Origin of the sequence: Ruminococcus flavefaciens (assembly GCF_900116855.1) — a bacterium.
In the GTDB taxonomy this organism is placed as follows: domain Bacteria; phylum Bacillota; class Clostridia; order Oscillospirales; family Ruminococcaceae; genus Ruminococcus; species Ruminococcus flavefaciens_R.
Genome location: NZ_UETD01000006.1, coordinates 115,064 through 130,782, shown reverse-complemented (window position 1 = coordinate 130,782; position 15,719 = coordinate 115,064). Strand labels below are relative to the sequence as shown.

Below are 15,719 nucleotides of genomic sequence, written 5' to 3'. Positions count from 1 at the left end.
TTTCAGCACAAAAGTGATATATAAATACCTTATCATCCGATAGTTGAATTTAAAAAACGGATATGGTATACTTATTCTATCGGGAGGCGATAAATTGAAACTAAAGGACATTACTGCCAAATCGGCGGCAAAAGATATATTCACGGGCATCATCATAGCACTTGTGTCGATCCCTATCTCTATGGGATACGCGCAGGTATCGGGACTCCCTGCGGTTTACGGTCTGTACGGCTCGGTGTTCCCGATACTCATTTTCGGACTTTTCTCCACCTCCAAGCAGTTCATTTTCGGAGTGGACGCGGCACCTGCCGCCCTTGTGGGAGCCTTTCTCGCAGCGCTCGGCATAGAGAACGGCTCTGACGAAGCGGTACAGCTTGTCCCTGTTATCAGCTTTTTCGTGGGCGTATGGCTGCTGCTCATGGCACTGTTCAAAGCGGGCAGGGTGGTATCCTACATCTCCACTCCTGTCATGGGCGGTTTTATAAGCGGCATTTCCACCACCATAATCTTCATGCAGATACCCAAAATACTTGGCGGCACAAGCGGCAGAGGAGAGATAGTAGAGCTCATTGCTCACATCGCTGATACCTGCGCTCACAGCTTCAATGTCACATCAGCCATACTGGGCGGAACCGCGCTGGTGGTGCTGCTCATCTCGAAAAAGCTCATGCCGAAGCTGCCCATGTCAGTGTTCGTCATGATAGGTGGAGCGGTTCTGGGGTACACCGGATTTGCGGAGACTCACGGAGTTGCACTTCTTGAAAATGTGGAGCGCGGACTGCCTGCGTGGCGGCTCCCTCACTTCAGCGGATTGGACATTACGCAGGTGCTGACCACAAGTCTCACCGTCGCCGTAGTAATAATGGCTGAGACACTTCTCGCCTCCAGCAGCTATGCTGCAAAGAACGGCTACAAGCTCAAAAACGACCGCGAGATAATGGTGTACGGACTTGGCAACATAGCGGCGTCAATGACAGGCTGCTGCCCCGTGAACGGCTCTGTATCGCGAAGTGCAATGGGTGAGCAGTACGGCGGAAAGTCACAGCTCATGTCCATAGCGGCATCCTTTTCCATGATGCTTATAATGCTTTTCGGAACGGGCTTTATCAAGTACTTGCCTGTCCCCGTACTTACAGCTATAGTGGTATCGGCACTTCTGGGCGCGGTGGAGTTCCACCTGATGAAGCGCCTTTTCAAACAGGACAAGAGGGAGCTTTTCATCTTCTTCGGGGCTTTTTTCGGAGTTCTTGTTTTCGGCACGGTCTACGGAGTAATGACGGGAGTCATACTCTCGTTCATCAGCCTTATCATCAACGTTGCCAATCCCAAGCGCTCATTTCTGGGAGTTATCGAGGGGCATGAGGGCTTTCACAGCCTTGAACGCAACACATATGCTCATCCCTTGAAAGGAGTGGTGCTGTACAGATTTTCGGGAAATCTCTACTTTGCCAATATCAGCACGTTCATATCCGACATTGAGGCAGCATTTAAGGACGACACAAAGGCAGTTGTGGTGGACTCGGGAGCTGTCTGCAACATAGACATTACCGCAGCCGACAGGATAGCCGAGCTGAGAAAGCAGCTGGAGGACAGGGACGTGAAGCTGTATTTCGCTTCACATATCGGCTCTCTCAACGACCGCTTCCGTCAGCTCGGACTGGGCTCAATGGTTGAGAAAGGGCATTGCAGGCGGACTATTCCTGCGGCGCTCCTTGACGCAGGCTTCACAGCTCCCTATGCAACGGAAAACGATAAGGAAACAGCTGCCGACAAGCTTCCCGTGAGGAGCTTTGAGCGTCTGGAGTTTGAGTGGGCATTCGGAGCCTCTGCGGACGAGGAGATGGAGAAGTACGCGGAGAAGCTCCTCGTAAACATCAACAGCAGCGGCAGTGCCGAGGAGCAGCTCACAGGGATAATCAACGCCGACGAGAACTGGAAGGGAATGGGGGACCTTGACCGCGAGGAGCTCCTTGTGCATCTGGAGTCCCATCTGAAGGAGCTGTCAGAGAAGCTCCACATCAGCGAGGAACACATCGAGGAAGCCATAGAGCTGAGGAAGCTGCGGCTTGCAAGGAATATCGGCAGAAAAGACCCCAAGGCACTGAAAATGCTCCGTGAGCACGACCGCCGCTTTGATAAGGAGCTGAAAAAGCACGATTCAAAGCTGTATGAGAAGCTGCTTGCACACAGGCGTGAAGCCCTTGACAATCTGCGAAAGACCAATCCCGAATTCTCCGACCTTATCGACGAACTAAGCAAGCAGTGACAACACTTGTTATATAACGTAAAAAAAGCCTGAGAGCGATAAAACTCTCAGGCTTTATTACTGTAATGGACCCGAAGGGGTTTGAACCCTCGGCCTCTGCGTTGCGAACGCAGCGCTCTCCCAACTGAGCTACGGGCCCGCGTTATTCCGTCATTAATTATATCACTGAAAAAGTGGTAAGTCTATTATCAGCAACGAATGTTTACAATTTGTTCACAATTTTTAGCGTACGTCATAATAGAACTTATCTGCTGCCTTTTTGTTGTATCCTGTGAGAATCGCCTTTGTAAGATCACGGTTCTTCAGGAGATACCAATCTCCGAATTCGTCAAATTTCCGGCTGGAAGTGATGACGGAGGGTTTTTTTATGACACCGTATTTCATATTTTTGCTATCTCCGAGAGCCTTCAGACGTTTTGCAAAATCTGCGTCCTCAACACTGACAAGCTCCTCATTAAAACCACCTAAGAGTTCAAAATCCGTTTTTCTGAACCAGAACATGGTCGCAGAAAGGATACCTCCGCTTTTTTTGATAATAGGGAGCAGTTTTAATACGATGTAGATCTCTGTAATAAGGATTCCCAGCGACATACGTTCAAACTTTGGACGGGCTCCTCCACCGATATACTCGTTGCTTTCAAGCATGGACTTTATTTTTGACAGTGCATTGTATGGCATCATACTGTCGGCGTCAATGGTAACGATGAAACGCCCTTTGGCAGCTTTTACACCGGCATTTCTTATCTTGCTCAGGCATTTGTCACTGTTGTATATAACATCTGCTCCGTATTTCCTGGCGATCTCTTCTGTCCTGTCGGTACATCTGTTAAGGACAACAAGTATCTGAACATTATCATCCGGAACATTTTTTTCAGCACGGCGTACAGCCTTTATACATTTTGCAATATATTTCTCTTCGTTATGAGTGGGGATCACTATCGTAAAAGTGTAATCATTCATTGATCTGACCTCGTTTTTTACCGGCACAGCCGATATTGATTATTAACTGCGGAACGATCCTGCATATATTTATTATAATATATAAATAATCACTTTTCAACTGTTTACACAAATCTTTTTGCTGAGCAGGGCGATCAAATGGAGATTAATGCTAATGAAGAGAAATGCAAAATAGACGAAATGTATATTATTGTGCTATAATTGCTAATTGTACACAATAGGAACCGTAAGAACAATCCTGAAAATGTAGGAATTGACAAATTTTTTAAATGAGAAGAAAAAATATATAATCATTCTTGAAAAAAGTGTTGTTATATGTTATAATAACTCAAATACAAAACTGGGAGTATTATTTGTGAAGAAATTATAAACCAGTTATATTTGGCTGTTTTGCGTTTATGACAATAACGGCTCTGTAAAAACACGGTTCTGTTCTGAAAAAAGTGATGGCAGGAGTAAGAGAATAGGCATGATATATCAGGGAATAGTTAATGTTTCGGCTATTAATGATTTTGATAATGTTAATTACTTAACAGACTGCGTTTCAGCGGAGAGAAAAAACAGGATCAGCAAGTTCCTTCGGGACGAGGACAAGATAAGGTCACTTGCCGCCGAGCTTCTTCTCAGGCATATGCTGAGTACGATATATGGCATCAACGTAGCAGAAATAATGTTCGGTGCTGATAAATACGGAAAGCCATATCTGATAGGAAGTGAGCTGAAGTTCAATATCACGCATTCGGGAGATTATGTTGCCTGTGCTGTTGGAGATGCTGATATGGGCATAGATATCGAGAAGATCAGCAGAATGGAACTTCCGGAGGTATACAGCGTTTTTTCAGGATCAGAGAGAGAAATGATAAATGCCTTGCCGCAGGATATTCAGGCGGATATGTTTTACAGGCTCTGGACTTTGAAAGAGAGCTATGTCAAGAAAACAGGAGATGGCCTGCATTGCCCGTTTGATTCCTTTTCCTTTGATCTTACGGGTGACAGGATACTTCTGAAGAATAGTAAAAAGACAGACAGTGAAAATGCTTTTTTCAACAGAAAGCTTGACGGCAGGTATTGGTATTCGGTTTGTTTTCCGTCGGATGAAAGGCTTGAAGATATTGCCGAATATGATCTGCTGCGTGTGATCGATGCTTTCAGATGATTTAGCTAAGTGTGGGGGATATAAAGGGATATGATGATTAAAGGGTTTTTACATCTTTTATTCTGCTCCTTGCCTGTTCCGTCTCTTAGTGAAAATATAAATTATTATTTGCTATAAGAAAGGTAAAAGGTGATCGAAGTGAATGTTAATGAGAAAGTAAGAGGATTTATTTCAAGATTCGTAAAAATGGACGATTGTAATGATGACACGAATATTTTTGAGAGCGGTATGGTAAATTCACTCTTTTCCATGCAGCTTATCATGTTCCTCGAGAATGAGTTTTCGATCCAGATAGAAAACGATGAGCTGGATCTTTCAAATTTTGAAACGATCAATAAGATCTGTGCTTTCGTAGAAAGAAAAACTGCCTGAATAGTCTTGGGAGAGAAATAATGAAAAGAATAGCTATGTTATTTCCCGGGCAGGGCTCGCACTTCCGCGGAATGGGAAAGGAGCTTTATGAGCAGTTTCCTGTTGCAAGAAAAGTGTTTGATGAGGCAAATGATGTTCTGGGCTTTGATCTGGCGGGCAAGTGCTTTGAAGGAAGGATAAGTGAGTTGAACCTTCCCGATATAATGACACTGTCGATACTGACTACTTCCTATGCTTCGTATAAAGTATGGATATCCGAAACAGGTGTATTTCCTGAAATATGTGCAGGACACAGCATCGGAGAGTTTTCTGCACTGACTGCCGCAGGTGTTTTATCCTTTGAGGATTCACTCAGGATCGTAAAGCTGAGGGCAGACCTTGCAAAAGCTGTGGCTGACAGTCAAAGGGGGGCAATGACCATTGTTGACAACTTCAGCAAGGAACAGCTTGAGAAACTATGTGACGGTTTATCGGATAGTGAATACTTTGCAGAGATAAGCTGTGTTAATTCGGGTAAACAGTTTGCTGTTTCAGGACATCAGAGCGTTCTGATGGAGCTTGAAAAAGAGGTAATGAAGTTTAACGGTAATACTACACCACTTCTGATGAGCCCTCCGTTCCATTGTTCAATGATGACAAGTGTAAGAGAGGAGCTTCGTGAAAAGCTAAGTTCATGTAAGCTGAATCCTCCTGAATTCAGTGTTATATCAGACTTTACAGCACGGCCTTACCGCTCTGAGTCAGAGGTGCCTGAATTGCTTAGCCTTCAGGTTTGCAGCCGTGTAAGATGGGATGAGGCATTAAGATATATCGCGGATACCGATGTGGACGCGATGATCGATATCGGGCCGTCATCCGTTGTTTCAACTCTTATCAGAGAAAATGGCAATGGCCATATACCTGTTTTTTCCTTTGCGGTGGCGGGGGAACGCGATCATATAAAGGAAATGTGCAGAAACAGTTTTGCTGATATGAGCAATTTTATAAATCTATGTATTAAAGAAACTATTAACTGCAAAAATAATAATAGTAATGCAAAGGAATACAGTCAAGCAGTTGATTATATAAACGAACTGATCCAGCTTAAATGTACCAATAATGACACCATAACTGATACTGTAGATAAAGCTTTAGACCTGTGCTCGCAGATATTTGAATTGAAGAGTTTGGACCATAGGGTCATTACCGGAAAGGTGAATAAACTCAGGAGCATGGCTGAAAAGCTTGGTAATATTGTTTAGGGGAATATACAATATGTCTATTAGTATTCATGGGGAAAGCCATGCTTTCGAGCAGAGAAAGCGTGAGATATACTTAAAGGTCAGCAGAGGTGAGATAACTCCTCAGAATGCTGTCGAATTATTAAAGCATATCTCAGATAACAACAGAATAGATACGAAGGCGTCAAATTCTTCTTATCAGGTCAATGATATTGCTGTTATAGGCATATCTTCGTTACTTCCCGATGCGGAAAATGTTGATGAGCTCTGGGACAATCTTGTAAAAGGAAAAGATTGCATCTCGGATGTCCCTCTTGAACGTTGGGGAGCAGAATACGAAGATATCAAGGATGACAGCAGTTCATCTGCGTGTGATAAGATGGGTGTGGTTGAACACATCGACAAATTTGACGCCTCTTTTTTTAACATACTCCCTCTGGATGCACTGAATATGGATCCCCAGGAAAGAGTATTCATGCAGGAGGCTTGGCACGCACTGGAAGATGCCGGCTATGCAAACGACAGGCTCGATAAAAAGAACTGCGGCATTTTTGTAGGTGCCATGGGCGGAGACTATAAGATACAGACAAGAATGGGAGGATTGGGAAATTCTTTTATTTCCGCAAGACTTGCCTATAACCTTGACCTTAACGGTCCGAATATGACTATAGATACTGCTTGTTCATCTTCACTGGTAGCTATCCACCAGGCGTGTCAGAGCCTAAGGAACGATGAGTGTACTGTTGCTGTTGCAGGAGGTGTTAATGTTATCTCAACTCCTGATACTCATTACATCTCAAATAAAATGGGTATGCTATCAAACAGCGGCAGGTGCAGGACCTTTGACAATGATGCTGACGGCTTCGTTCCCGCTGAAGGTGCTGCTGTTGTTATCCTGAAGAAGCTTGATAAAGCTATAGAGGATAAAGACCATATATATGCAGTCATAAAGGGTTCGGCAGTCAATTATGACGGCGCTACAAACGGTATTACTGCTCCGGGCAGTCCTTCTCAGACTGCTCTCGAAAAGGAGGTGTATGAGAGATACGATATAGATCCCTCTGAGTTCTCTTATATAGAATGCCACGGAACAGGCACAAAGCTTGGTGATCCGATAGAGATATCAGCGATGAAGAACGCCTTTGCAGGATATACCGATAAAAAGCAGTTCTGCTATATCGGAGCACTCAAGTCAAATATTGGTCATACTCTTGCTGCTTCGGGAGCTGCCGGTGTTGTTAAGCTCATGCTTTGCCTCGAACATAAAATGCTTGTCCCGTCCATAAATCTTAGTAAGGAAAACGAGCATTTTGATCTGAGAACTACTCCTTTCAAGGTAGTCAGGGATACTGTCAGCTGGGACAGCAAGTCTCCCCGCAAATGCGCGATAAATTCATTTGGACTCAGCGGTATAAACTGTCATATGGTCTTTGAGGAGTATTCATCTCCCATGACTGAGTATAAGTGTGGACAGAAAGAGCTTCCTTTCGTTTTCTCGGCAAAAAAGGACAGTGCTTTGAAAGAACTCCTGATAAATATGAAGGAGTTCTTTGAGAAAAATGATATTTCCGCTCTTGATGCCGTATCATATACTCTTCTGAATTACAGGAAAAGCTATTCAAAGAGACTTGCGATCATTGCCGGCAGCAGGGAAGAACTGTGTGAAAAGATCGGTTCGCTTATAAAGCTCGGTGATACCAAAGCCATGTCAGCAGCAGACCAATCGGGCAGCTGTGAAAATGAGATATTAAAGAAGATCGTTACGGATTATATCGGAAATGGCAGCGTTTCTGACAAGCTGATCAAGGAATTCTACGGAGAAGGCTGTCCCCCTGTACGCCTGCCGGTTTATCCTTTTGAAAAGAGACGATACTGGCTTGAAAAAAACGACTCAAAAAAGAATGTCTATCCGTATGACCGTATACATATCAGTTCATGTGATGATAACTCTCTTTTACTTATAAAGGATATCAGCAAGAACGAGCCGTATATCAGAGATCACAGAGTAAATGACCATTTTGTAATGCCTGCTGCTGAATATGCTGAGATATTTGCAGATCTGGCAGAGGAATTGCTTGGTTCTGAGAGGATAATTGTTGAGGATTTCTACTGGGTCAATATGCTCACAGCTGATGAGGACAAAAGCATCAGAATAATGATCAGCAAGGAAAAAGATGGCTTGATATTCAAGGCTCTCTCTGATGATGACAGCGAAACGCTTTATACAAAGGCTCTGATAAGCAGAGCAAATGAAGAGCCAGCTGCCATTCCGGATCTTTCGGCTGTCAGACAGAAATTGCATCATAAAGCAGAACGCGATGAGATATATGATTATTATTCTTCGGTAAACATTGAATACGGAAGATCATTCCGCGGACTTGAAAACGTTGTATGCAGCGAGAGTGAAGCGATCGGTTCTTTTGAGGTCACATCTTCAGATGGAGTACGGATGAGCTATTCTGTTTTCGACAGTGCTTTACAGACGATCGGAGCTATGGCCTGTGCTCTTGGCGGAAAAAGCGGAGGCACTTATGTTCCTTACGGGATAAAGAGGATAGAGCTGTATAACAGCCTGCCGCAAAAAGGACAGGCATATGTCCGTGTGATAAGTCAGAACAGGTTCGACGTATATATTTATGATGAAAATGAAAAGCTTTGTGCATATATCAAGGAATTTTCTACCAAAACAGTATCATCGGGAGAAGTTCCGGATATAACTTATCTGGTGAAAAAATGGAAAGAGACAGATCTTGATAAATACAGAAATGACGATAAGCGTTATAACGGTACTGTCATAATCTGTACAGAGGATATGAAGGACTTTGCTGATGAGATCGCCGGGTACAGAGAAAGCTGCCGTATCGTTCTCAATGATAAAGAATGCTTCAGCAAGCTTGGCGATCTTGATGATGCCGAGGAGATATTCTTCATGGTCGGAACGGAGTCTGAAGATAATGGCAGGGAACATCTGTCTGTACTCGGAGAGTCTGATGAAAAGGGCGTCGTATCAGTATACAGATTATTTGGTATCCTTGGCAGCAGAGCAAACAGAAATACGAAGCTCAATATTGTTACTGCAAATCAGTCGGCATTGTCAGACAGTGATCATGTGTTTCCTTATTATTCGTCTATATATGGCTTTGTTGGTTCTGCCAAAAAGGAGTATCCCGATTATGGGATAAGCGTTCTTGATGCAGATCTTATCTCTCCTGATCGCAGCAGACATATCAAGGAGCTTGCGGAAAAGGTATATTCGGATATGCGGTTTGATTCCTATTCGCGCATAGTAGTCGAAAGAGACAACAGATTCTTTATATATGAGCTTGAAAGCTGTGAAAAGGCTGAAAACGCAGATGTATTTACAAAAAACGGAACATACATTATCGCAGGCGGTCTTGGTGGCGTAGGCTCCGAAACAGCAAAGCAGCTTGCTGAAAAATATCAGGCAGATCTGATACTTATTGGCAGAAGTAAGCTTAATGACGATAAAAAGAAGATTCTTTCCGAGATAGAGGGATACGGCGGAAAAGTAGAATATATAGCTGCCGATGTTACCGACAATGAAAGAATGGAAGCGGTGATCTCTGATGTGACTGAAAGGCACGGCAGGATCGATGGAGCTGTTTTTTCTGCATTTGTTCTAAGAGATCATATGATCCGGAATATGACCGAGGAAGAGCTGAAAGAGGTCGTAAGAGTAAAGGCACGAGGTACTACATCGTTTGTTCAGCTGATGATGAAGGCTGAGGCAGGATTTGTTATAACATATTCTTCCATACAGACATATGCCCTTGCTGAAGGTCAGAGCAACTATGCGGCTGCAAGTCTTTTCCAGGACTATGTCTCCGAGTATTTCAACAGATGCGGTAATACGGCAGTTAAGCATATCAACTGGGGATACTTCGGCTCATTCGGTAAGGTCTCAGGTGCTGACTATAAGGAATCAATAACGGGTCAGGGGCTTTATTCCATAGAATCAGATGAGATACTTCCTGCACTGAGATATCTTATGGGATCAGATAACGATCAGATTGTCAGTATCAAGGCTGACAGCAGCGTTATAGAAACCTTTATAAAAGCGGAAGATGTCAATGATAATGAAAAGACTGCTGATAATACCGAGCCGGTTGTTTCTCATATCGGAAGCTATGAGGAAGTTGAGAACAGAGTCATTGCCTGCACGATTAAAGAGCTTTTCATGCAGGAAGAAGACATAGATATTGAAGAGGAATTCGCCGAGATGGGTATAGATTCCATTTCAGGTGTTAAGTATATCAATGCGATCAATAAAGAATTCAATGTCAATCTTAAAACAACTGTACTCTTTGAAACAGGCAATATAAGAAAGCTTTCGGAATATCTGTTAGAAAACTACTCGGTTGCAGAGAATGACAAGGATGAAGAAAATGTCAGTGAATCACTTCTGAATAACGTTACTGATGAGGAGTCTGAGTTCAAGGCTGTAGTATTGAGAAAGAGTGGAGATATAAGCGATATCGAGATCTGCAATATAACTCCCAAGCCGCCGGAGTATGGCGAGGTTCAGGTAATTGTCAAGGCTTTTTCATTGAACTTCGGTGATCTTCTTTGCGTTCAGGGACTTTATCCTACTATGCCGGATTATCCTTTTATTCCCGGATTTGAGTTCTCGGGCGTTATTGTCAAGCTTGGACCGGGAGTAACCGGATATAACATAGGTGATGAGGTAATAGGTCTTACTGACAGCAGAATGGGCGCACAGAGTGGTATCATTACCGTAACAGCAAATGCGCTGACCCGCAAGCCGGGAAATGTCAGCTTTGAAGAAGCCTGCGCTTTCCCTGTTGTTTTCATGACAGTGCATCATATCTTTGAAAGCATAAGGGTCAGGGAAAACGAGAAGATACTTATACAGAGTGCGGCAGGCGGTACAGGACTTATAGCCGTTCAGTACGCACTTGCAAAGGGGCTTGATGTGTATGCTACCGCAGGTTCCGATGCCAAGCTGGAATATCTGGCAGGCATGGGTGTAAAACACCTTATCAACTATTCGACTCATGATTTCAAGCAGGAAATACTGAGAATGACAGAGAATAAGGGCGTTGATATAGTGATAAACACACTCTCCGGTGAAGCTATACAGAAGGGAATGGATATACTCGCGCCGGGAGGCCGCTATGTCGAGCTTGCAATGACGGGTCTGAAGAATTCCGCTAAGCTTGATCTTTCTAAGTTCACGCACAATCAGATGTTTGTGAGCATTGATCTCAGACGAGTGATGCTGTCGGATGCTGATATTGTCAGCAAATACCTGAAACAAGTCAGCGAGACACTTGCAGAGGGAAGGATACGTCCAACAGTGGGTAAGCAGTTCGATTTCAGCGATGTCATCAAGGCATATGAATTTATTAGCCACAGAGAGAATATCGGTAAGATAGTAGTCAGAAACACTATCAGCGACAGCAGGATCAATGAGATCGCAGACATTGAACGCAAACGCGAAAAAGAAGGTATAAGCAAGATCGTTACGATGCTTTCTGAAGGAAGTATCTCACTTGATCAGGCAGAGAAGTTTATGGAGGAAAGAAATTATGAATGATATTTCTTTTCAGAGGAAAGAGATACTAAAAAAGGTAAAGGATAAAACGATCTCTAAGGAATGTGCAGTGGCTGAGCTTGAGAAACTGAATTCTCTTTCATGCATTGATGATAAGCCATTATCTGCTGATGATAAAAAAGCAGAAATCACATCGCCTGTGAAAAAAACTGACGGAGTAATAGAGAAGATCGCTGTTATCGGAATGTCATGCAGATATGCTGACGCCGATACTGTGGGTGAATTCTGGGATAATCTCTGTGAGGGCAGAAATTCTGTAAAAAGAATTGAAAGATGGGGAAAAGACAAGAATTACTGCGGTTCAGTTATCGGCGACATTGATTCATTTGATCACAATTTCTTTGGCTTTAGTCATAAGGAAGCGTGCCTTACAGACAATCAGCAGAGGATATTTCTTGAAGAAGCATATCATGCTCTTGAAGATGCGGGGTATTCGGACACCATGCTCAGCGAAACGGATTGCGGTGTATTTTTGGGATGCAGACGCGGTGATTACTTTAACCTGATCGATGAAAACGTAGAAGATCAGGAAGATATCAGTATCTTTTCGGGAAATGATGAAGCTATACTTCCCGGACGCATATCCTATTTCCTGAATATGAACGGTCCTTCAGTTTCTGTGAATACGACTTGCACATCAGCTTTGACAGCAATACATCTTGCGGCTGAGAGCCTGACCCTTAATGAGTGTGAAATGGCTCTCGCAGGCGGTATACTGGTCATGAATACGGAAAGCCTAATAAGCTCCCTCACAGGTGTAGGGATGTCTGCCGGTGAAGGAAAATGCTGTCCGTTTGATGAAGATGCCAAAGGAAGCTTTTTCGGAGACGGAGTAGGTCTTGTAGTGCTCAAAAAGCTGGATAAGGCTATAGAGGACAACGACAGGATATATGCTGTAATTTCAGCTTCGGGTATAAACTATGACGGAAGGACCAACGGACTGACTGCTCCGAGCGTCAACGCGCAGAAACGTCTTCAGAGGCAGGTCTATAACAGATATAAGGTGGACCCGAGCGATATTTCCTATGTTGAAGCTCATGGTTCGGGTACAGTAATGGGCGATGCTCTTGAAGTTCAGGGGCTGACATCTGTTTTCATGGACCATACTGAAAAGAGGCAGTATTGTTCTATCGGTTCGGTAAAGGGGAACATAGGCAATACCATAAATTCGGCGGGAGCTGCAAGCTTCATAAAAACTGTAATGTGTCTGAAAAACAAGGAGCTTGTTCCGTCGATCAACTGTAATAACGTCAATAAACTTATTGAGCTGGAAAAGACTCCCTTTGTGATCTCAAAGGAGCACAGAGACTGGAATGTTCCTGATGGTAAAAAAAGGATCGCTGCTATCAACGCCTATGCCTACAGCGGATCAAATGTACACATGGTGTTGGAGGAATGGGAGCCTCAGTATAAAGCTGCTGCCAATGAAGCAAAAGAGAATGTATTTGTTTTTTCCGCCAAATCCAAAGAAGCTTTAAAGAATTATCTGGAAGCGTTCTGCATTTTTCTGGACGAGAGTAAGCAAGTACTTCTTGATGATATTTCTTATACACTTGCGGTAAGAAGAAGCCATTATAAGTACAGATGTGCTTTTACCGCTGCATCTGCGGAAGAGCTGATATCTGCTGTCAGAATGTATTTATCGGCTGATCATGAAGAAAACGATTCCTTTGGCGGAAGCTTCTGTAATGTCAGAAAAAAGAAGAATGCAGCATTTTCTGTATCAAGGCTTGCTCTTGAAAAGAATGCGAGGGCGGAGCAGCTGAAGAAGATATCGGATGAATATGTAAGAGAGTATATCACCGATTTCAGCAGCCTTTATGACAGCAGAGAGTTTCATATCGCTGATCTGCCGCAGTATTGCTTTGAGAAGATCAGATGCAGCGTTTATAATATCGATGATGAACTTACACTTGATGAAAAGAACGTTGAACGCAGCCCGTCACCGATAACAGAGTTTTCCGATGCTTCAAAGCAGAGTATATACAAATACCTGTCTTCAGTTGTTGCGGAGATTATCGAGGTGGATGAGAGCGAGCTGGATCCAGAGCTGAATATAAGCGATTACGGCTTTGAATCAATGCATATTTATAAGCTGGTTGACAGGATCAATTCCGATCTCGGTACTGATATCAAGCCTACTGCTATATATGAATTCTATAATCTGGAAGGTTTTGTAGATTATCTCGTATCCGAATATCCGGAACAGCTAAGAAGTTTTACAGGCGAGCAGGGCGAGAGTTCCAAAAAAGTGAGCAGTCTTTCTGCTTTAAGCCAAAAAAAGACATCTGTAAAGAAACTCAGCATATCCGAAAATGATAATGATGAGATTGCTATTGTCGGTATAAGCGGTGTGATGCCTCAGTGTGACGATCTTGAAGAGTTCTGGAAGAGGCTTTCAAATAATGAGAGCATGATAACAGAGATACCTGCTGACAGATGGGACTGGAAGGAATTTTACGGAGATCCGTATACCGAGATAAATAAGACAAAGTCCAAGTGGGGCGGATTCATGAAGAATATCAGAAGTTTTGATGCCAATTTCTTCAATATCTCGCCCAGAGAGGCTGAATACCTCGATCCTCAGCACCGTATGGTCATGGAGGACGTATGGAAGGCAATAGAGGATTCGGGACATAAGGCATCTGAGTTTTCAGGTACAGATACAGGAGTATTCACAGCTATTTCCTCAATGGATTACTCATACCTGATAGGTGACAGACAGAAGGATGTTCAGGCACAGACTACTACCGGAAATGCTCATATAATGCTTCCTAACAGGATATCATATTTTCTGAATACGCACGGTATAAGCGAGATCGTAGACACAGCTTGTTCAAGCTCGCTTACTGCTGTATATCATGCTGTAAATGCACTTCAGAGACATGAATGCAGTGCGGCGATCGTAAGTGCAGTAAACATTATCATCAGCCCTGTTGCATATCTTTCATTCTCGAAGTCGGGAATGCTGTCAGTGGACGGAAAGGCGCGTACTTTTGATAAAAAAGCTGCCGGATATGTCAGGGGAGAGGGCGTTGGTACGATCATTCTCAAACCGCTCTCAAAGGCTGTTGAGGATGGCGATCATATTTACGGCGTTATAAAGAATATATGTGTTAATCACGGAGGAAGAGCAAGCTCATTGACAGCTCCGAATCCAAGAGCTCAGGCAGACCTTATCAGAAGGGCGTGGAGCAGGAGCAACATAGATTTTGAAAACGTTTCGTATATAGAAGCTCATGGTACAGCTACTCCGCTGGGAGATCCGATCGAGATCAACGGACTGAAAAAAGCATTTGCACAGATGTATGGTGATGCAGGGAAGAAAATGCCGGAGGCAAAGAAGTGCGGAATAGGTGCTGTCAAGACTAATATCGGACATCTTGAATCAGCAGCCGGAATGGCAGCTCTGTTTAAGGTACTGCTTTCCATGAAGCATGGCATGATACCTGCAAATATAAGCTTTGAGGAGCTTAACAGCAATATCGACCTGAACGGTACACCTTTCTATCTTATCAATGAGAATGTTCCATGGGAACCTGTTGACGAGGATGGAAACAGGATAAAGCGTATCGCCGGTATCAGTTCATTCGGCTTTGGCGGATCAAATGCACATATGGTAGTTGAAGAATACGTTGGAGATACCGATGATCCTTCTGAAACAGAGGGCGATCAGCTCATTGTACTGTCAGCTAAAAATACTGACAGACTCAGGGAAAGAGCTGAGGATCTCCGGGATTATATAAAGAGTTCTTCCGAAAAAGAAAGCTTATCCGATATCGCCTTTACTCTCATATCAGGACGTGAGGATATGCAGGAGAGACTGGCGTTTACAGCAAACTCCGCAGAACAGGTAATTGAGCGCCTTGAGGATTATCTCGCGGGCGGCAAGAATGAAAGCATCTATACAGGAAATGTCAATAAAGCTAAAATTGATCTGAAAGAGATCACGACCGGAAGAGTCGGCGAAGAACTGACAAGGATACTTATTGAAGACCGCGAGCTGGATAAAATAGCTAATCTCTGGGTAAACGGAGTCAAGCTCGATCTTGGAGGACTGTTTGACAAAAACAGTACACACAGAAGGCTGGCTTTACCTGTATACAGATTTGCAAAGGATGAGTTCTGGATCAGATGATCCGGAAGGAT

General features: G+C 43.6%; 7 protein-coding genes and 1 tRNA gene. 6 read left to right on the top strand and 2 right to left on the bottom strand.

Features of this window, described 5'->3' with window-relative positions; translation table 11 throughout:
• The first annotated feature begins 94 nt into the window (after nucleotides 1-94).
• Nucleotides 95-2,266 (top strand): SulP family inorganic anion transporter, encoded by a 2,172-nt coding sequence (locus DSZ37_RS07500; RefSeq protein ID WP_109726299.1) that lies wholly within the window; start codon nucleotides 95-97, stop codon nucleotides 2,264-2,266.
• 66 nt (nucleotides 2,267-2,332) lie between these two features.
• On the opposite strand, the gene DSZ37_RS07495 is transcribed toward DSZ37_RS07500, so the two are convergent.
• Nucleotides 2,333-2,405, bottom strand: a tRNA-Ala gene (locus tag DSZ37_RS07495).
• Between the two features lie 83 nt (nucleotides 2,406-2,488).
• On the bottom strand, nucleotides 2,489-3,226 hold the full coding sequence (locus DSZ37_RS07490) for a glycosyltransferase (RefSeq protein WP_109726298.1): 738 nt from the start codon (nucleotides 3,224-3,226) through the stop codon (nucleotides 2,489-2,491).
• A 469-nt stretch (nucleotides 3,227-3,695) separates the two neighbouring features.
• Here DSZ37_RS07490 and DSZ37_RS07485 point away from each other — a divergent pair, with 469 nt between their 5' ends.
• From DSZ37_RS07485 to DSZ37_RS07465, 5 genes are all read left to right on the top strand, one after another.
• Nucleotides 3,696-4,382: a 4'-phosphopantetheinyl transferase family protein gene (locus tag DSZ37_RS07485; protein WP_109726297.1), complete on the top strand. Its 687-nt coding sequence runs from the start codon at nucleotides 3,696-3,698 to the stop codon at nucleotides 4,380-4,382.
• A gap of 138 nt (nucleotides 4,383-4,520) precedes the next feature.
• Complete coding sequence (locus tag DSZ37_RS07480; RefSeq protein WP_242978588.1) at nucleotides 4,521-4,754, top strand: acyl carrier protein; 234 nt, start codon at nucleotides 4,521-4,523, stop codon at nucleotides 4,752-4,754.
• Nucleotides 4,755-4,774: 20 nt separating this feature from the next.
• Nucleotides 4,775-5,995, top strand: a complete 1,221-nt coding sequence (locus DSZ37_RS07475; RefSeq protein WP_109726296.1) for an ACP S-malonyltransferase — start codon at nucleotides 4,775-4,777, stop codon at nucleotides 5,993-5,995.
• 13 nt (nucleotides 5,996-6,008) lie between these two features.
• Complete coding sequence (locus DSZ37_RS07470) at nucleotides 6,009-11,552, top strand: SDR family NAD(P)-dependent oxidoreductase (protein WP_109726295.1); 5,544 nt, start codon at nucleotides 6,009-6,011, stop codon at nucleotides 11,550-11,552.
• The gene (locus DSZ37_RS07465; RefSeq protein ID WP_109726294.1) at nucleotides 11,545-15,708 is read left to right on the top strand and encodes a beta-ketoacyl synthase N-terminal-like domain-containing protein; all 4,164 of its coding nucleotides are present in this window, start codon (nucleotides 11,545-11,547) and stop codon (nucleotides 15,706-15,708) included. The genes DSZ37_RS07470 and DSZ37_RS07465 overlap by 8 nt, the downstream gene beginning before the upstream one ends.
• Nucleotides 15,709-15,719: the final 11 nt, after the last annotated feature.

Coding starts and splice junctions, on each gene's coding strand:
- DSZ37_RS07475 (WP_109726296.1), top strand. CDS start 4,775: ATGAAAAGAATAGCTATGTTATTTCCCGGGCAGGGCTCGCACTTCCGC.
- DSZ37_RS07490 (WP_109726298.1), bottom strand. CDS start 3,226: ATGAATGATTACACTTTTACGATAGTGATCCCCACTCATAACGAAGAG.
- DSZ37_RS07470 (WP_109726295.1), top strand. CDS start 6,009: ATGTCTATTAGTATTCATGGGGAAAGCCATGCTTTCGAGCAGAGAAAG.
- DSZ37_RS07485 (WP_109726297.1), top strand. CDS start 3,696: ATGATATATCAGGGAATAGTTAATGTTTCGGCTATTAATGATTTTGAT.
- DSZ37_RS07465 (WP_109726294.1), top strand. CDS start 11,545: ATGAATGATATTTCTTTTCAGAGGAAAGAGATACTAAAAAAGGTAAAG.